This is a genomic window from Rhodopirellula maiorica SM1 (assembly GCF_000346295.1).
In the GTDB taxonomy this organism is placed as follows: Bacteria; Planctomycetota; Planctomycetia; order Pirellulales; family Pirellulaceae; genus Novipirellula; species Novipirellula maiorica.
On record NZ_ANOG01000157.1, the window covers coordinates 1 to 18,784 of the forward strand.

Consider the following 18,784-nt stretch of genomic DNA (forward strand, 5'->3'; position numbering starts at 1 on the left):
CTCGTACAGCAAAAGGTGCGATTAGCAGATGGATAATTTAGACGATGTGATTCAGTTGCCGGACGATTTTGATGGTCGAGTGCGGCTGTTTCCGTTGCCCGAACTGGTGATGTTTCCGCATGCGATGCAGCCTTTGCATCTGTTTGAACCTCGTTATTGCGAGATGCTTCGCGAATCGCTGGCTTCGGATCGTTTGATTGCGATGGCGACGTTGACAGGAGGCATCGCGGTGATGCCAAATCAGCAGCCGCCGATTGCCACCACGATCTGTATCGGGCGAATTGTGTCGCATGCCGAACTCGAGAACGACCAGCACAATATTTTGTTGGTCGGAGTGAAGCGAGCCATTATCACTCGTGAACTGGACGCCGGACGTCCGTTTCGTATCGCCGAAGTCGACGTTCGCTCTGATTTCTATCCTCCGATCGGTGCCGAGCATCGAATTCAGTTGAAGAAAGATCTGCTCGAAGCCTTTGCGACCATCATCCCGGCCAGCAAGCAAGCGTCCAAAAGTTTGCATGAATTGATGGCGGGCCAAATGGGGCTGGGCCCAATCACCGACATTATCTCGTACACGTTGCCGTTTGAGATCGAAGCCAAATTGCGGTTGTTGGCGATCGCGGACGTTGATGATCGTGCTGCGGAATTGGTCCGTTTGCTGCGTAGCGGCAAAGTGAATTTGCATTCGGTTTCGTCCGAAGAACAGGATGGCGATGGTCGTTCGCAGGACGACGAGCCTTTCCCCCCAAAATTCAGTGTGAACTAACGTCGTTGATCGCTCCGCGATCATTAAGTGAAGCTGAAACCGAGTCACTATTTCCTTTAGAATGTGGGATAGGCTTCCAGCCTGTCATCAGCACCTGCGACAGGCTAGATGCCCTACCGCACACGTGCAAATCCGCTGCACGCCATGATCGCGGAGCGATCAGCGACTATCAGACCAGACCCCAACGTCGCCGCAAGTACCATTCGGTCGAGAGGGCACCGGCGAACAGGACGAACAAAAGCCAGCCGCTGAGGGGATCGTCGCCGAGCATCTGTTTCTCGACCACGGGGGCTTCGGCTTGATGGCGACGTGCGGCAATCTGCTCAACGAGTTGGTCGATTTCCTCGTGAGAAAACGCGGCGCCACCGTGATCCTTTGTGATCTCGGCCAATTGACGCAAGTAACCTGGATCAGCCATCGGCATCAACATTTCACGACTCTGGTCGATCACTTGAAATGCGAGGGTTTCCGCTTTGATTTTTGCGTCACCATTCGCCGGGCCGACCTTCAGCCGGTAATAGCCCGGTGCCAGATTGGGGATCATGCCTGTGACCGTTTGCTGACCCGCCACCGTCGAGCTGGCAGTGTCGGTGATTGCGGTGACGCGATTGTTCTCGTCGATAATCTCTGCGGACAATTTGACTTGAGTTGGTTCGTCCGCTAGCGAATTCAATCGAGCACGAAAACCAGTGTCGGATTCGTTGGCGAACCGTCGCGAATCGAGTTCGATCACAATGCGATCCCCTGAATCTTCTTCGCGTGAGAGTAACCACAACGCCAATTGACGCCAAAAACGACGATAGGCTTCGCTACGTCCTTCTCGCCACCAACGCCATGTCGAATCGAACGCAATCGCCGCGGTCCGCCCGCGTCCATATTCGCCGACCACCAACAACGGGTCTTTGTCGGCGGTTTCGAGTAGCACTTGCACGCCCGGGGAAACTTTGGGACCGACAAAGCGGTTTGCACCTAATAAATTCGGCAGCGTTGACCACGTCGCATCCGCATCCTCGCCGCCAATGTTGGTGATGGGATGCGGACGCGATCGGTTGATCGTGATCGGACCAGCGATCTGTAGACGCGGATTGTCAACGTCGTCGGATTGGATCGAAATGCGACGCGATGCGTCCATTTGCACCGGCAATACGTCTGACAGGGGTGAGTTTGCGTAACCACCAGCGTCGTAATTGTGGTAGCCGCCCAGCATCACCAAGCCCGCTCCTTCGGATACCGATTGCGCGAGCTGGGTCAACTGCTCGCGGCCAATCGCATCCGCGTCCAAGTCGCCGATGATATAGATATCAAATTTGCCCTTTTGAAACCAATCACGCAGTCCAATCGGCCATCTCGCCTCTGTATCCCTTGGGATCCATTGATAGGTCAGATCCAGATCGGGAAACCGTCTCAGCGCCGAACGAAGATACGTTTGTTCCAACCGGGTCGCGCCTTCGAGATACAGGATCCGTCCGCCTCCTTCGCGGACATTCACAAACGCCGTTTGCAGATTGTTAGACGTGACTAGCTCACCGGCGATGGGATCGACTTCGACATTCAATCGGTATACCCCTGGTGCCGGGGCGACGATTGGCAGCGACATCCCTTTAACTTCGTTCGCTTTTTCGGCAACGAGTTGCCGCTCCGCGGCAACGGTCGAGTTTCCGGCTTCATCGATCCAGCGGACTCGTATGGGGACTTCGGTACCCGCCAGCCCACGCAGTTGCACCTGGAAATTGACATCGAATTCGTTTTCGGAAAACAGCTGGAAACTTTCGGGCAATGCGTCGATCCCGGCATCACGGTTGGCCTCTTGACCGCCGGCCGGTCCGATCGGGATCGTCCACAGCGGGACGCCCCATGTCTTCAGCATTTGTGCGATTCGTTCGGCGCCGGCACCATCGATTGGCGCGGTTTGGGCGCCATCGCCCATCAGCACGACTCCGGCCAACGGTTGCCCTTGAGCCGCCGCAATTGCCGCCGTCGCAGCAGCGGCCAGATCCGTCAAATCGCCCTCCGGCGTCCGATCGTCCAGTGCTGTGGGAAGTGCGCTGTCCAATTGGTTTGCGGTTTTGTCATATCCAAGCAAGCGGACGCTCATCGATTCATCGAGCGTGCCGAGTCCTGCAGCCAGTTTTTGCCACGCTTGTTGTTGATGCGTCCATCGGTCGCCGCGGTCGTCGTCGGGAAATGTCATGCTCCGAGACGTATCCACTGCCACGACGAGCGTCGCCTCGGCAGGACGTGTGTCGGTCTGGACAAACCCGGGCCGAAACATCGCCAACATCAAAATGAATGCGGCCAGGAAACGAAGACCAATTAACCAACGTCGCTGCTTCGGATTCTCCGTCGGTGGCGTCACCAAGACCAAGATCGTAACGACCAGCGCCGAAACCAAAAAGGCAACGACGGCAGAATCATAGATCGGTTCGATCAAGAACGAACTCACGCGGTGGCTCCCGCTGTGGTGGACGTTTGCTTGATCGATGCCCGGGCACTATCACGTTTGCGATAGAATCGATTTCCTAAAATCTGTTCCATCAAAAACACGACGAGGGCTAACAGCATTGCTGGGGAATGCAACGAGACACGTTGGCTGTCCTGATCGCCTCGCAAATCGATTTCTTCACGGTCGGTAACCAATTGCACATGATCGCTCGAGAAGGAATTGACGAGCGTTTCGGCATCGACACGGTCGAGTCGCGTAGCGGAATCGGAGATGTTTGCTGAAAAACCGGTATGCAGTTCGGGGCCTCGAACCCAATACGTTCCCGCAGTATTGATGTTGGTGATCGTAAATTGTTGGCTGGCGATATCGACATCAATAGGAATCGAGCTGGCGTCTCCCGGTGGATAAAGTTGGTAACGACGCGTCAATCGCTCGCTCGTGGGCTTTGTCGCGGCCGCCTGCGAATCCGAAGCGTTGACCGGCGGTGATGCACGATCCACGCGGTCGTTGGACGCCACCCCCAGTTCATCCGAGTCAACGAGCGTGATCGTGTGAGGTTGCCCGACCAACGAATCACGCAATCCTGCGGAACGCTGCGTCAAGTAATCCGCCAGCTCGCGAACCAACAAGAAAGCCGGCCAGGCATCGGTCCCGCTGAACAGTTCGTTCCAGCGGCGAGTCGAATTGGCGAGAGCAGGCAGCGGAGTGGTCATCATCACGACGCGGCCCCGTGAATCTGCGTCTTCGTTTTTCACCTCGACCAACGCCGCGTGCTCGGTGCCGGCGAATTGTGCCAATCGGCGAAGTTTCACTTTGTCTTCGGCTCGTGATTCAATTTGCCAGTATTGAGCAATGCGAAATTGGTTCCATGGCACGCCACCAGCAATATTGCTAAGCGGAGCTAGCAGCGGATGGGATTCATTCAGCGGTTGTAAAAACGTGCCTGGCTCGGGCACTCGCCAACGTCGTACCTGTCTTGGCCATGTCGACGAGGGCTCGGATGTTGTTTCGGCGGCCGGACCGAGCGCAACGAAGACACCGCCGCCGCGCTGAATGTATTGTGCGAGTTGAGGATCCTCGAGCGCGCGATTGGGCGGATCCAATAACATTACCGCATCAAAATCAGCCAGACGGACTACCGCAAAATCTTGGTAACGAATTGATTCAACACGGTACTCTGCGTTCGGGTCATCGATCATCAGCGGCGCCGTAATCGATTGACCCAGCACGCGTGCTTCCTCTTCCGAGTCGCTGACGATCAACACGGGTGACGCCGGCAGTACTTCGATCGAAAAATAGCGTACGTTGTCCAGTGCGATCGAGTCGTCGCCGATCAGACGGATTTTTCCGTGGTGCGTCCCCACCGACATCGGCGGCACGGTCAACAAAACCTCGGCGGTTCCGCTGCCGCTCAGTCGCACACTGGTACGATCCACACTGCTTAGATTCGGCCGCTGGATCTTGCCATCACGAATGACAGGCAACGCAGGATCGGTGTCATACATTTCCAATTCGGCTGTGATCGATTGGCTCCTTTCGTTCACATTGCCGGCGATCCCAACGCGAGCGGAAACGGACACCGGCGTCGCAGCGGGCGGCGTCAGATCGGACACTTGCAGCGACGAAACGAATCGATTGCTGCCCTCGAAATCACCCAGGTCCACGAGCGTCAGATTGACGCTCGGGTCAGTTTCCAACAATGGCTGTAGGCTTGCGTCATCCATCGCCTGCTGCCAACTCGATTCACTGAGGTCGCTGATCACGATCACCGCCCGTGCCGATAGATCGCTCGACTGAACTAAGCTAATCGCTGCGGCAATGCGGCTAGTGATTGGCTGCGTCACTTCGAGCGGTTGGATTTGTTCGATTTGCGACAAGGCACTCGCACTGTCCAGCGCGAACGACGCGGGGCTTGGCGATCGATCGACCACCGCAATCCGGCTGCTGCGAGGCACGCGAGCGACAATCCATTCGGCTAACGATTCGATTCGCTGCATGCGGTTGTCGCTGCTGGTTTGCCAGCTGGAGGTTGCGGAATTGTCGATCACGATTGCCATCGCCACCGGGGATGCCGAATCGGTGGCCGGTCGTGGGCCGGTTGCATAGGTCACACCGCCCCAAATGATCGCCGACAACAATGCCAACACGGCAATGGCGGTCAAGGCATAACGCAGCGGAGGCGAAAAGCCGCGTGCAAATGCGATCCCCGCCAAGATCAACATGCCGAGTCCCGCAGCGGCCACCAACCCGATCGTCACCCAAGTCAGCGAAAGCGATTGATGGATCACCGGTCTCGCGAACGCGAATGCGACTGCCGCGATCGCCGCGATCCGCAGCGCTAATAACCACCAGCGACGAATCTTCAAGCGGCTGCGGTTTGTCTCGTACCGCTGGGTCAAGAAACGTAGCGATGGAAAGACCACCTTCTTAGGCTCGCGCCGCGACAGAAAATGCAGCACGATCGGCACGGCGGCTGCCGCGAGACCAAGCATCAGAGTTGCATTTAAGAATGTCACGAGTTTGTTCTACCGCTAAATTCAAGTTATTTGGACTTTTGTCGCTGCATTAAGTATTCCGTTAATGCTTTGTCAAACGGCATGCTGGTGTCTAGCGGGACATAGTCGATTCGCAAATTCGCACATCGCTCACGAAAGTTGTCGCGGAACTCATTTAATTGCGCTAAATAATCTTCGCGAAACCCTGTGGCGTCCACGGTGATCGTCTCGTTGGTTTCACTGTCTTCGAACTGGACCGGTCCGTCGTAGGGAAAGTTGACTTCGGCTTCGTCGAGAATATGAAAGACGATCACATCGTGACCGCCGTGACGCAGTCGAGCCAGCGCGGAAAGCGTCGCTTCGGAATCATCCAATAGATCCGAGAACAACATCACCAACGAATGATGCTTCAACATCGCAGCGACTTGCGTTAGCGACGCCGCCAAATCGGTGTTGCCGACCGGTTGCATCTGGGTCAATCGCGCCATGACGTCGCCAAGATGCCCGCGTCGACTTCGTGCCGGCAACTCGGCGCGTACTTTTTCCCCAAGCGTCAACAGTCCCACCGGGTCTTGCTGCATCGTCATCAGATAGGTCAACGACGCCGCCAAGCAGGTGGCGTATTCGAACTTGGTCATGCTCTGGCTCTCGGTAAACCCCATCGACTTCGACAGATCAATCGCCAAATACCCCGTCAGATTGGTTTCCGCTTCAAAACGTTTGACGTAGTACTTGTCGGTTTTGGCATAGACCAACCAATCAATCAGCTTCGGATCGTCGCCTTGGTTGAAGCGTCGGTGTTCGCTGAACTGGACCGAAAACCCATGAAACGGACTGGAGTGCAGCCCCTGCAAAAATCCACGCACGACCATCCTCGCACGCAGGTCGAGCCGTTTGATTTGTTGGATCGATTCGGGGGAAAGCAGTGAGGCCACGATTACGACTTTGTCATCTTTTCCGGTTCAGGAACGGGGATGTCTTTGAGCAGTCGTTGGATCACCGCGTCGGTATCCATCCCTTCGGCCTGGGCTTGGAAATTGGTTGCGATACGGTGACGCAGTACCGGAATGGCGATTCGTTGGATGTCGCTCGGATCGACACTGAATCGGCCGTTCATTGCGGCGATGGCTTTACCGCCGTTGATCAGGTTCTGGCCCGCGCGAGGACCCGCACCCCAATCGACGAGGTCACGAATGTATTCGGGGGCCGTTTCATCTTTGGGGCGAGTCGCACGGACCAGCTGAGCCACATAACGGATCACCAGCGGATTGACCGCGATGCTGGAAACCAACTTTTGAATATTCAGGATCGCGCGAGACGACAGCACCTTGTTGACCGTTTGCGTTTCGCCGCGGGTCGTCGCCGTCAAAATTTGTTCCTCTTCGGCCGCCGTCGGGTAGCCGACTTTGATATTAAACATGAAACGATCGAGTTGCGCTTCGGGAAGCGGGTAGGTGCCCTCTTGCTCGATCGGGTTTTGCGTGGCGATCGTAAAAAAGGGCGGCGACAACGGATAGGTTTCCGTTCCCACGGTGATTTGCCGCTCCTGCATCGCCTCTAAAAGGGCCGCCTGAGTTTTCGGGGGCGTCCGGTTGATTTCGTCGGCCAACAGGATGTTGGTAAAGATCGGGCCTTGGACAAAGCGGAAACTGCGCCGTCCCGCTTCGTTTTCTTCCATCACCTGCGTGCCCGTGATATCCGAGGGCATCAAATCCGGTGTAAACTGAATACGCTTGAAGGAAACGTCAAGGATTTCGGCCAACGTGCTGACCATCAGCGTTTTGGCGAGCCCCGGAACTCCCTCGAGCAGACAATGGCCGCGGGTGAAGATGGCGGCCAACAATTGCTCGATCGTATCGGTTTGGCCCACAATGACCTTGGCAAGCTCGGCCCGCATCGTTTGCTGATGCTGAGAAAACTCGCGTAACACGTCACCTAAATTCCGCGCCGGTTGATTCGGTGGGGGGGAATTGGGTGCAGGAGGAGGACTAGTCATGATGAAAAACGTACATTCCTTTGCCGAGGTACGGGCCATTGCCGAGGTACGGAAAATCTTCTCGTCGAGTTATCTTAGACAGGTATTGCAGATGGCGGGAGGACGCCAAGTCGGAACGATCGTTTTTGCGACGCTTTTGTTGCTTACCGGGATGGTCCGTCCTGCGTATGCTGCCGAGATTGACGCGGCCAGCGTCCAGCGAGCCATCGATCGTGGGGTTGCCTATCTTCGCAGCTCGCAAACGGACCGCGGCGGATGGCACGAATATGGCAGCCAATCGTGCGGGCTGAGCTCGCTATGTACGCTGGCAATGCTCAATGCAGGCGTCTCGCGCGACGATCCCGATATGATTCGCGCGATGCGGTATTTACGGTTGTTTGAGCCCAAAGAAACGTATTCCGTCTCTCTACAAACGCTGGTTTATTGCCAACTCGGGGCCGCTGGTGACCTCGATCGCATCCGCCGCAACGTTCGCTGGTTGATCGATTTGCAACGCAGCCAGAGTAATAGGGGCCACGCTGGAAGCTGGAGCTACGGCCAAGGGCTAGGCAACGGCGACCCGTCGAATTCGCAGTTCGCCATTTTGGCGCTCGGTGCTGCGAAAGATCGGGGCATCGAAATTGACCCCGCCGTGTTCGAGCGTTCGATCGCTTATTGGAAAAAGATCCAGCGTGGCAACGGCGGCTGGGGATACGGAAGCAGTCAACCGCCGACTGGCAGTATGACGTGCGCCGGGATCGCTTCGATGATTATCGGTCGCGATGGAACGTCTGCGGGCAGCTCGAAAATCGTCGGCGATGCGATCGAGTGCTGTGGTAGCGAATCGCTGGAAAAAGACCCGGTCGAGGCGGGGCTGCAGTGGCTGGGCGATCGGTTTACCACCGAAGTCAATCCAGGGGGCGATTCGATGACTTTTTTCTATTACCTGTACGCCCTCGAACGCGTTGGCCGGTTGTCAGGACGACGGTTCATCGGTGGGCATGATTGGTACCGCGAAGGCGCCGAACAATTGCTCAACGCGCACGATCAATTCCAAGGATTTTGGTCAGGGGCCGGTGTCATGGAAAACAACCGCGACATTGCAACGTCGTTCGCGTTGTTGTTCCTCAGCAAAGGCAAACGCCAAGTGGTTGCGGGACAATTGCAATACGAAAGCCAACCAGCCAACCAGTGGCAATCGCATCCCGAAGGACTGAAACAATTAGTCCGTCACGTCGAACGCGACTGGGGCCGCGATCTGACTTGGCAAACCATCATCGGCCAGCACGACAAGGGCAAGGCCGCCTCGGTCGAAGATTTGCTGCAAACGCCGGTGTTGGTCATCAGCGGTAAAGCCTCGCTGAATTTCTCGCCTGAATTGATTGAAAATCTGGGCGAGTATGTAGAGCAAGGAGGCACGATATTATTCGAAGCCGAAGCAGGCGATGGTTGTGGCGACGCGTCTGCGTTCGAAGCGAGCGTTCGCGAGTTGTGTGCGAAATGGTTCGACGGAGCTCCACTGGATCGCTTGCCGCCGAGTCATCCGGTGTGGTTTGCCCAACATGAGGTCGCGCCAACATCGATTCCACTGATCGACAAAGACTTCTGGGTGTATGGGGTTCAAGCGTGCTGCCGAACCGCTGTGTTTTACGTTCCGAATTCGTTGTCGTGTCGCTGGGAATTGAGCGACGTGCTATTCTCGCGCCGCGAGCTGTCCGAGCCTGTGCGAAAGCAATTGGATGTCGCGGTACGGTTGGGCGAGAACGTGATCGCCTATGCCACCGGTCGCGAACTGAAAGACAAACTGGAAAAACGGGTCGTGTTAGATGCCCAGGATGCTCCGCAGCCAACGCGTGGATCAATCGAGGTTGCGATGCTGTCGCTCGGCGCGGGCGGCGACGAGGCTCGCCGAGCGATCCCCAACGCGGCCGAGTTGATTCGCCAGCGGGTGCCGATCGACATCCTCGCAGCCGATCAGCCGGTACAGATCGAATCGGCTGGTCTAAGCGGCGTACCGGTATTATGGATGCATGGACGTACCGAGTTTGAATTGACCGCCGAACAACGTCAAGGGTTGGCGGAATACATTGGAAATGGCGGCTTTGTGATCGGTACGGCGATTTGTGGCAACGAAGCGTTCGCCAAGTCATTTCGGCGAGAAATGGGGACGCTATTACCAAGTTCAGCGCTTGAGACGATGGCGGGTTCGCATCCTGCGATGACCAGTGCGTATGGCGGTTTCGACATCACCTCGGTAACGATCCGCACGCCCAACGGCCGCGGTGCCGGACAGGTTGTCGGTCGTCGCAGCGGCGCACCGATGTTAGAGTTTGCCTCGGTCGACGGTATGGCCAGCGTCTTTTTCTCACCGCTGGATATCAGTTGTGCACTGGAGAGTCAAAACTCGGTGCAATGCCCCGGCTACCCCACCGAAGACGCTGCTAAAATTGTCGCCAACCTCGTCCTCTTCGCACTCAATCAATAGTAGCACAGGCTGCCAGCCTGTAGTCCGATTCCCATCCGCCTGTCAATTTACAAACATCAATTTCACGTTTTCAATTGCGGCGAATGGTCCTCCGCCGTTTCCGCATTTTTTCTTCGCCGCCCGAATCAGGCATAATTCACAGTTTTCATCGAGCGGTGAAGCGTCGGATGCAGGCTGGGGACTCGGTATCGCGGTTACAATCGTTTGACTGTCCTTCGCCCTCTGAACCGTATCGCACTGTGACCGTTGCCCCAAACCCCAACCGACCCTCTGCAGTTTCGGCACAAAAAGCTTTCGCCGAAACACCGAGCTGGAAGCGTGCTCTCGGTTCGCTTATCAGGATCTTTGGCGCAATCGTGATCGCGGTCCCTATCATCGTTGTCGTCATCGACATACACGAGATCACCATTCAAAGCATTCTGGCGGATCTGCCAGGCATCCTGACTGCGCTAGCATGCTATTTCGGATTCGGCAGCTTGTTAATCGTGCTTGGCAATCGGCTCACTGGCCAAAGGCATGGCTCGGAATGTACCGACTGATGCGATGCCAGAGCATTTTCCTACCTCCATGTTCCTACCAAACATTTTACGACTGTGATCGTAACCTCTGTTCCGCTTCCCAAAACTTTCTACAAATTGAGCCGTGACAAAATGAATGAACCACTGAATCCTTATGCCGCATCCACCGCGACGTTGGATGAACCAGCCGCGTACCTCGTTGACGGTGAAGTCGTTCCGGCTGGGAAAGGACTTCGGCTTGCGAATTTTTTGATTGACTATATGGTGCAGTTCGTTGTCAGTTTTGTCTTTGGGGCGACCGTCGCCTTAGTTGGCGGTCAAGATGGCGTAGACTTTATCAACCAAACCCCAGGCTTTTTGATTGGCCTCCCCTTGTTGCTCGGCTACTACATCCTGTGCGAAGCCACCATGGCAAGGACGCTGGGGAAATTGGTCACGGGAACGAAAGTGGTCAATGATCAGGGGGGCAAACCCTCGTTTGGCCAGATTCTCGGCCGCACTTTTTCGCGACTCATTCCGTTCGAAGCGTTCTCTTTTCTAGGAGAAACCTCGAGAGGTTGGCACGATCGTTTCCCAAACACATTTGTCGTCAAGTCCCGATAGCATGAAAAAACAAACCGCAATCACGGCTTTTGGGGAAGCTGTGATTGCGTCGGAGGAACCTTGACGCGGCACTGAATCTTTCGGCGTTATTCTTGCCCCATCAATTGACTCGCCTTTTGAGCCATCTGAATGAACTCGGCTCGCAATTCGAATCGATCTTCGCCTTTGCTGGCTTCGGCGACGCGGATCACGTCGCTGAGCGTCCAGTTTCCCTTGTACTCGCTGCGGCGAAGCTGCATTCCAAAACCAGCGACGGCTGCAGCAAAGCGTGTCTCCATGTCGGCCTTTTTAAATCCCTTTTCGTCATCGGTGACCGGGAACTCGACCAAGGTGCTGGTGTCGCCGTCGGGCTGTTTGTAACGCAGTTTGATCGTCAACATCTCGTCGCTCTGTGCCGCCTCGGTCGGTTTCACTTTGGCTTGGTACTTCAAGTCATCGACCTTGGGCTTGGCCGCATCGGGTTCGCTGCCAGCCGGAACGATTTCATACAGAGCGGTGACACTGTGCCCCGCACCGATCTCGCCCGCATCCTTTTGGTCGTCATTGAAATCTTCTTTCGCCAACACTCGGTTCTCGTAGCCGATCAAACGGTACGAGTTGACTTGCGTTGGATTGAATTCGACTTGCAATTTGACGTCTTTGGCGATCGTCACCAACGTGCTGTTGGTTTGATCCACTAACACCTTGCGAGCTTCCTTTTCGTTGTCGATGAACGCGTAGTTGCCGTTGCCTCGGCCGCTGATCTGTTCCAGCATCGAATCGTTATGGTTGCCCATGCCAAAGCCAAGCACCGAGAGAAAGACGCCGCCTTTGGCTTCCTTTTCCACCATGCGGACCAATGCGTCGGTGCCGGTCGTGCCGACGTTGAAGTCACCATCGGTGCACAAGATCACGCGATTGACGCCATCGGTGATGAAATGGTCGCGAGCGACTTGGTAGGCCAAGGCGATTCCTGCGCCACCGTTGGTGCTGCCGCCAGCGGACAGCTGCGTCAGCGCTTTGCGGACCTTCTTGCCGTTTTTGACTTTGGTTGAATCCAGTACCAATCCGGCGGAACCGGCATAGACCGCGATCGCGACTCGGTCATTCTCGTTCAATTGCTCCAGCAACATTTTCATGCCGTCTTGGACCAGCGGCAATTTGTTGGCCTGGTTCATCGATCCGCTGGTGTCCAACAAGAACACCAAGTTGCAGCGAGGTCGCTCGGATTGCTCGATCACTTTGCCCTTCAGTGCGATCCGGGCCAGCCGATGTTGCGGGTTCCAAGGGCACTCGGTCACGACGGCGCGAGCCGCGAAGGGATGTTCCGCGTCGCCGGCGGGCGGTTCGTAGTTGTAATCAAAATAGTTGATCATCTCTTCGATCCGGACAGCGTCAGGCCGTGGCAACTGGTTTGCACGAGTAAGAAAGTCACGCACTTTGCTGTAGCTGGCAGTGTCGACATCCACCGAAAACGTGCTCAGCGGATGTTCGGAAACACGTCGGAACGGGTTGTCCTCGATCACGTCAAACTGGTCCCCGGGAGTTCCAGGGCCAACGCCCTCGGGGTTACGGACTTCTTCGTCAAGCAACCGGACGGCTTTGGGCAACCTCGGGATAGTCTGTTTAAGATGCGATTTTAAATCGGTGCGAGATCGCGTCATCGTATCCATCGGAAGGGCATAGCCACCCGACGTGATCGCTTCAGTGGGTTCGGCAGACGCGCCTCCGAGGGCCTCCAGAGCCGGACCTGCCGACATCCCCATCCCCATATCCATCCCCCCTGGGGCATATTCCGACTGGGCCACTTCCGCTTCCTCAAAGGGATGCGCTGCGGATGCGTCTCCGAAAGGGTCTGGGGCTGCTGGGGCATCGGGAGCAATCGAATGCAATTGACTTGCTTCGGACTTCTTCGCCGATTCCGAATCTTTTGCTTCTTTGGCTGCAGCGGATCGACGCGTCATCATGCTACGTCGAGATTTTTGTAACGCTTCGGACCTGGGCTCCGATGCGGCTCGTAATCCGGACGAGGCACCAGGCGATTCAGTCTGCGATGGCGACATGCTTAACGCCGAAGCTTGTCCCGCCCCGCCAAGACCTTCATCCGCAGCCATTTCTTTCAGCATGGGTTGAGCGGCGACTGGGGGTGGCACTGCATCCTCATTCAGCATCGCTTTCGCGCGATTGAGAGGTTTTCCGGAGATGGAATCGGCTGCCATTGGTGCTGCGGACATCGATGATGTCATCGACGGTGCCGTCTCCGCGATCGCAGCGCCGCTGGCATCGGCCAAATCAGCGGAGTTCAACTCTTGCTTGGCGTCGACTGAACTCCTCGGCAACTCCGCGGCCTCCTCGTCTTCTTCTTGACCACTTTTTGCCATTCGCATGTAGTCTTCTTGGCTAAGGGTTGGTTCCTCTTGCGGGTCGACCACTTCGTTTCCGTTCATGGCAACTTTTGGCGACATGCTGGCCGGGATGGCGATCGCACAGATGATCAGCACGATCGCCGCGGTCACGACAAGTTCCACTCCGCCGAATTGGTACCAAGCCCGTTGGAACTTTGGGGTGACGAACGTCGGATGGTTTTCACTCGCGATGATCTTGTCTCGGCGATTGGCGTCCAGCGGAGGCGTCGACTCGGCAGCGAACAACGCATCGAGCTTGCCCGTCACGCCGCGAGCTTCTTCGACCGCAGCGGCCAGTTCCGGATTGGACTTCATTTCGCTTTCAAAAGTCGCACGCTCATCGGTGGGCAACTCGTCAAGCACGTAAGCGGTGATGCGAGGATCATTCCAGATGGATTCAGACATATTAGCACTCAGTTTTTTTGTGTTTGGATCGGAAGCTTTGCTCAAAAAAAGTGTCGGACACCTTTTTTGCGTTTAGCTCATCGCCAGCGAGTTGCGGAGGTTGCGAACCGCTTCGTGCAGATGGAAGCCAACGTTGCTGACCGTCAATCCGGTCACCTCGGCGATCTCGCGGTAACTCAATCCCGCCTGCATCCGCAAACGCAATACTTCCTGTTGTCGTGGCGACAATTGATCCACCATTTCCGTCAAGCGGTGGCGTGCTTCCTCGTCGCTGGCCACCTCGGATACATCCGGTGCAGGGTCGGCGAGCGAGACCTTTGACGCGTCGATCGGCGTCGAATGTTTTGTTCTTTGCATGTCAATGACTCGGCTTCGGCATACGGAAAACAGCCATGCTGCGACACGAGATTCGATTTTTTCACGATCCTCGCGGCACAACCGCAGAAACGTTTCCTGCACCGCGTCCTGCGCCTCTTGCCAATCACCACCAAGCATCCGCGACGCGTACGCCAACAGCGGTCGCTCAAAACGATCCACCAATGCACTGATGGTCTCGGCGGGCCACTGATTTGGGGAGTGATCCGGCATGATGATGGAAATCGGATGAGGAGAAAAACGTGGGTTTCATTAGCGACAACGAAACCAAGAAAAGAATGTTAGGGACGTTCCACAGAAAACGTGAAAGTTCGACGAAGGCAACCGCAGTGTCACAGACGCAAGTCGTGCTACTGGAATAGTTTAGCAATTTCTGCGTGAGCTTGCTGCGATTGAGAAATCAATTCGGCTGAAGCCAAGTCCATCGGCGAAACCTCGCTGGGATAGAACTCGCGAATCGTTTGTCGCAGACGATCGTCAAGCTCCTCGGTCCAGCGATGACGCGGATTGCATTGTGCTAACTCGGCGGGCGTTAGCGGGATTCGCAGCCTCAGACACGCCGGTCCTCCGCCACCTGCCATACTTTGGATCAAGTCGACATAACGAACATCGCTAAACGGTTTTGATTCGCCGATCCATGATTCGACCACCGTCCGCGCCTGATCGTGCTGTTGCACTTGCAAGGGACAAATCAGCACCGGCGCGGCCGCGTTCTCGGTGTCTACCTGTGGGCTGATCAATTGACTGTTGAAAAGATAGGTGCGGACCGCGTCGGCAAGTGGCAGATCCGTTTCGCTGACGACGATGCGTCGCAGCGGGCGTCGGAACAGTTGTTCATAACGATCGGCCATCTGTTTGATCACTGAGTCGGGATCGCAAAACGCTCGCTCGTGATGAATCAACAAGTCATGATGGCTGGCGGCAACGACATCGTTGTGAAACGCGCCGGCATCGATCGCATCGGGATGCTGTTTAACAAAAAAGGTGTTTTCGGGATCGAGCCCCTGGCCGATTGCAAGCGTTTGACACGCGAGCCGTGATTGGCGTGGCCAAAAATGGTTCGGTTCGGGTTCGCCGTCGCCGTAGACGAACAGGTGGATTCCAGCTTGGTTCTGGTCGCTGCCAAATCGCATGTGGTTGGCGGCGCCCTCGTCACGCATCGCGGCGCCGCCCGGAAGCGGCGGCAACACGTTTGCCTGCGGAAACAGACCCTGAAGTTCTTGCCGTGTTGCCTTGGCCTCAATCGCACGATGCAAGCTGGCGTCAAGATTCGCCACCGTCATCGAGGGCACATTAAAACGATTGTCGATTGCGGGCGAGACCGTGGCGGCGTTTGCCGTCCACATCGCCGAACAGCTCATTGCAGCCGAAAGCACGCTTGGCGTTTGCTGGGCAACTTGATTCAGCGATTCGCCATCGGCGATTTGGAACCCCACTTGCTTCAAAAAAGCCACATCCGGCCGAGGCTGCGGCGGCAAAATGAATTGCGGCACGCCAAAGCTGGCGACCAGTCGCATTTTGTCGAGCCCCTGGATCGCGGCGCTGGCGGGATTTGAAACATTGCCTGCGTGTGACAGTGAAGCGACGTTGCCAACACCAAGCCCACCAAAATGATGTGTGGGCCCAACAAGACGATCGACCTGGATTTCAATTAATTTCAAGAGACTCACTCAAGTCGGAGGCGAGAAGGGATGCTAAAAAGGTAGGCAGTAATCGTGGGGTGAAATCCCGTTAGCCGTTTGGGGCCAGCAGACTGTTGGTTTAGTCGAAATGCAAATCGCATTGGTGAGCCGAGGGCCGTAAGGCACCGGGTAATGCGTGGAACCCGGCCGCTGACGCGCGAGCAGCTCTTTAAATCAACAGCCCGCTAGCCCCGGTTGCCAATCGCCCCGAGCGTGCAGTGCATTCATTCTGGCAGATCGCATCGTCACGGTCGAATGGACGACAAGTAAGCGACGATTTTCGAGACCGGCCACTCGTTAAGGAGAACGCTTCGTTTGCCCTGACAAATCGATAGCAAACCAACGATTTGTTAACGGCTTGTTGATTTATTGAGCCACGACGCGTCAGCGGACTTGTCCCACGCATTCAATGTTGCATTACGGCTCCCCCCCGGTGCCTTAGAGAACGTCCGGCTTAGGCCGGAGGCCGACACAATGACTGTGTAAATGTGTCGGCCTCCGGGCTTGGATTTGCTGTATTCCAAACCGGTGGTTAACACCACCGGCATGAATTGTACCGGCCTCCGGCCTTAAAAAAAGAACGAATGCGAGTTGTTAGAGTCACCCTAAGCCGGACGTTCTCCTTAAGGCCCCGGCTGACTGTTGCGATTTGACTTTGGATTAAATCAACAAGCCGTTCGGTGTTTCTGAATTCGGATGATGAAAAATGCTCCACAGCAGTTCCCTTCGAGATTTTCCATCGAGGGTTGCCCTGTCCCCTCGTGATGGCCGCGTTTGCCGCCGGTTTTGACTTCCGCGGGACTGATCGTCTGTGTGATCTTCCGATTGATAAATGGCATAAAGGCTAATTCTGGCCCGTCTTGTCGCTCTTTAGTGAAAATTCTACAGTCTCGCAGAACATTTCGGCCATTGCCGAGTTATATCTTGTACAACCCTTGGCGTTTCTTGCCATGAAGCGAGCGGAGAGTTACTTGGTGTCGCTTGAGTAGCCGGTTGTTCTTCTACTTCCTTTTTCCAATAGCAGGTTCCCCATGCCCCTCCGTGCATCAAAGAAACACGGTTTTACCCTTGTTGAACTACTTGTCGTCATTGCCATTATCGGTGTACTGGTCGGGCTACTGTTGCCTGCAGTGCAGGCGGCCCGTGAAGCTGCTCGCCGGATGAGCTGCAGCAATAACTTCAAACAGCTCGGTTTGGCGGTCCATAACTACCACGCGGCTTACAACAAGTTGCCGATGCACGGTACCGGAACGCAGACTGCCAGCGGAAACAACGACTGGGACAACATCAATACCGCCAATAACTATCGACTGTCGATTCTGGTCGGTTTGACGCCGTTCATCGAACAACAAGCGATTTGGGAGCAAATCAGCAACCCACTGGACAATGGCGGTGGAACCCCCGCCGTTTGGCCCGCGATGGGACCGACACCGGACCGGATCGCGTATCTGCCATGGGCGACTGAACTGCCGGCATTGCGATGTCCAAGCGACCCAGGAACGGGGTTGCCCGCGCTGGGACGTACTAACTATGGCGCGTGCTTAGGTGATTCCGCGGTGGGCAGTCGTGACAGTTATCTCAACATCACGACGATTGCCAGCGGTGCGTCCTATCCGTATTCGGGGACGACCGGTACTGCATCCACCGCAAACGCTGCCTATCGCGGTGCGTTCGTCCCCGGTCGCCAAACTGCATTTCGAGACATCCTCGATGGATTGGCCAACACGATGATCATGGGTGAATTGACAACCGATCTTGGCGACAAAGATGCCCGCACCTCGCTGCCAACCAATGATCCCTACGGGGCGGCGAACGAAAAGAACCAATGTCGACTTGATCCCACCTACGGTCAACAACAAGTTGATGCCACGCGGCCTCAGTTCTGGCCTTCTGGCGCGACCGTCAACGCGAACTTTGGTCGAGGATACCGCTGGGCCGATCGGATGCCGGTCTACTCGTGTGTCTTCACCGTTTTGCCACCCAACAAGGCGTTGTGCTCTGAGAAAGACGACCGTCGCGATGCAGTAGCACCGCCATCGAGCCGCCACCAAGGAGGTTGCCATGTTCTGATGGGTGACGGTGCGGTCAAATTTATTACCGATTCGATCGAAGCAGGAACCTCGACATTGGCACAGCCCGATACACGATCGGGTTCACCCGCGGTTGGCCTGCAAAGCCGCTATGGCGTGTGGGGAGCCCTGGGAACACGTGCTTCCAAAGAGACGGTTGACATCAGTCTGTAGTGTTGTCCCCGATGCAAAAGCCTCTGTCTTCCGCAGTGAAGGCAGAGGCGTTTGGGAAGCTGTTTGATTCGAACTGGGGTAAACGGTCGGCGTAAACCTCGATGTTTCCCGCTGTAGTCGTTTGTGTTTTCTTTTCAACGATTCGAGTTCTTTAGGGCTCGAGTCGACACCGATTTTGTGATTCAAAGGTCTGCAAAATAATGCGATGTGCCCTGCTATTAAGTTGTTTGTTTATGGCGTTCTCCCTTGGTTGCAGCGAGCAAGAGGCTGCCCCAGTGTCGACGGGGCTCGATCAGAGCGCGATTGAAGAGTATCAAGCTCAATCCGAAGGTGACGGGTACGACAACTACGTCGAGCCAAAATAGAGCCGTTCGCTGAATTTCCAAGCGGCTCCAAAAACCGTGTTAGCT

12 protein-coding genes are annotated in these 18,784 nt (G+C 55.8%); 5 read left to right on the forward strand and 7 right to left on the reverse strand.

Going from position 1 to position 18,784, the window contains the following annotated elements; all coding sequences use genetic code 11:
• Window positions 1–28 precede the first annotated feature (28 nt).
• Entirely contained in the window at window positions 29–766 is a 738-nt protein-coding gene (locus tag RMSM_RS04675; protein WP_008692317.1) for an LON peptidase substrate-binding domain-containing protein, read from the forward strand.
• Between the two features lie 169 nt (window positions 767–935).
• On the opposite strand, the gene RMSM_RS04680 is transcribed toward RMSM_RS04675, so the two are convergent.
• Genes RMSM_RS04680 through RMSM_RS04695 form a run of 4 tightly spaced genes read right to left on the reverse strand, consistent with a single transcriptional unit; the run spans window position 936 to window position 7,634 of the window.
• Window positions 936–3,209 (reverse strand): glutamine amidotransferase, encoded by a 2,274-nt coding sequence (locus RMSM_RS04680; protein WP_008692319.1) that lies wholly within the window; start codon window positions 3,207–3,209, stop codon window positions 936–938.
• On the reverse strand, window positions 3,206–5,725 hold the full coding sequence (locus RMSM_RS04685) for a BatA domain-containing protein (RefSeq protein ID WP_160168229.1): 2,520 nt from the start codon (window positions 5,723–5,725) through the stop codon (window positions 3,206–3,208). The genes RMSM_RS04680 and RMSM_RS04685 overlap by 4 nt, the downstream gene beginning before the upstream one ends.
• A gap of 26 nt (window positions 5,726–5,751) precedes the next feature.
• Window positions 5,752–6,639, reverse strand: coding sequence for a DUF58 domain-containing protein (locus RMSM_RS04690; protein ID WP_008692323.1), 888 nt, complete (start codon window positions 6,637–6,639; stop codon window positions 5,752–5,754).
• A gap of 2 nt (window positions 6,640–6,641) precedes the next feature.
• Window positions 6,642–7,634: an AAA family ATPase gene (locus RMSM_RS04695; protein WP_008692325.1), complete on the reverse strand. Its 993-nt coding sequence runs from the start codon at window positions 7,632–7,634 to the stop codon at window positions 6,642–6,644.
• Window positions 7,635–7,698: 64 nt separating this feature from the next.
• On the opposite strand from RMSM_RS04695, the gene RMSM_RS04700 reads away from it, so the two are divergent.
• Together RMSM_RS04700 and RMSM_RS04710 are read left to right on the forward strand one after the other, a co-directional pair.
• Window positions 7,699–10,164, forward strand: a complete 2,466-nt coding sequence (locus RMSM_RS04700; protein WP_144057375.1) for a DUF4159 domain-containing protein — start codon at window positions 7,699–7,701, stop codon at window positions 10,162–10,164.
• Window positions 10,165–10,814: 650 nt separating this feature from the next.
• On the forward strand, window positions 10,815–11,285 hold the full coding sequence (locus tag RMSM_RS04710; protein ID WP_052031486.1) for an RDD family protein: 471 nt from the start codon (window positions 10,815–10,817) through the stop codon (window positions 11,283–11,285).
• A gap of 86 nt (window positions 11,286–11,371) precedes the next feature.
• Here RMSM_RS04710 and RMSM_RS04715 read toward each other — a convergent pair whose 3' ends face one another.
• The 3 genes from RMSM_RS04715 to RMSM_RS04725 all read right to left on the reverse strand — a co-directional run bounded on the left by RMSM_RS04715 (window position 11,372) and on the right by RMSM_RS04725 (window position 16,110).
• On the reverse strand, window positions 11,372–14,074 hold the full coding sequence (locus RMSM_RS04715; RefSeq protein WP_052031487.1) for a VWA domain-containing protein: 2,703 nt from the start codon (window positions 14,072–14,074) through the stop codon (window positions 11,372–11,374).
• A 72-nt stretch (window positions 14,075–14,146) separates the two neighbouring features.
• On the reverse strand, window positions 14,147–14,662 hold the full coding sequence (locus RMSM_RS04720) for an RNA polymerase sigma factor (RefSeq protein WP_008692336.1): 516 nt from the start codon (window positions 14,660–14,662) through the stop codon (window positions 14,147–14,149).
• Window positions 14,663–14,799: 137 nt separating this feature from the next.
• Window positions 14,800–16,110, reverse strand: a complete 1,311-nt coding sequence (locus RMSM_RS04725; RefSeq protein WP_008692338.1) for an N-succinylarginine dihydrolase — start codon at window positions 16,108–16,110, stop codon at window positions 14,800–14,802.
• 1,052 nt (window positions 16,111–17,162) lie between these two features.
• Between RMSM_RS04725 and RMSM_RS04730 the strand changes: the two genes are divergently transcribed.
• Together RMSM_RS04730 and RMSM_RS43340 are read left to right on the forward strand one after the other, a co-directional pair.
• On the forward strand, window positions 17,163–18,374 hold the full coding sequence (locus tag RMSM_RS04730; RefSeq protein ID WP_008692344.1) for a DUF1559 domain-containing protein: 1,212 nt from the start codon (window positions 17,163–17,165) through the stop codon (window positions 18,372–18,374).
• A gap of 233 nt (window positions 18,375–18,607) precedes the next feature.
• Window positions 18,608–18,739, forward strand: a complete 132-nt coding sequence (locus RMSM_RS43340) for a hypothetical protein (RefSeq protein WP_008692346.1) — start codon at window positions 18,608–18,610, stop codon at window positions 18,737–18,739.
• Window positions 18,740–18,784 lie beyond the last annotated feature (45 nt).

Bases quoted from the DNA above. Each gene is read 5' to 3' on its own strand.
- RMSM_RS04675 (WP_008692317.1), top strand. From the start codon at position 29: ATGGATAATTTAGACGATGTGATTCAGTTGCCGGACGATTTTGATGGT.
- RMSM_RS04700 (WP_144057375.1), top strand. From the start codon at position 7,699: ATGATGAAAAACGTACATTCCTTTGCCGAGGTACGGGCCATTGCCGAG.
- RMSM_RS04710 (WP_052031486.1), top strand. From the start codon at position 10,815: ATGAATGAACCACTGAATCCTTATGCCGCATCCACCGCGACGTTGGAT.
- RMSM_RS04715 (WP_052031487.1), bottom strand. From the start codon at position 14,074: ATGTCTGAATCCATCTGGAATGATCCTCGCATCACCGCTTACGTGCTT.
- RMSM_RS04720 (WP_008692336.1), bottom strand. From the start codon at position 14,662: ATGCCGGATCACTCCCCAAATCAGTGGCCCGCCGAGACCATCAGTGCA.
- RMSM_RS04730 (WP_008692344.1), top strand. From the start codon at position 17,163: ATGCCCCTCCGTGCATCAAAGAAACACGGTTTTACCCTTGTTGAACTA.
- RMSM_RS43340 (WP_008692346.1), top strand. From the start codon at position 18,608: ATGGCGTTCTCCCTTGGTTGCAGCGAGCAAGAGGCTGCCCCAGTGTCG.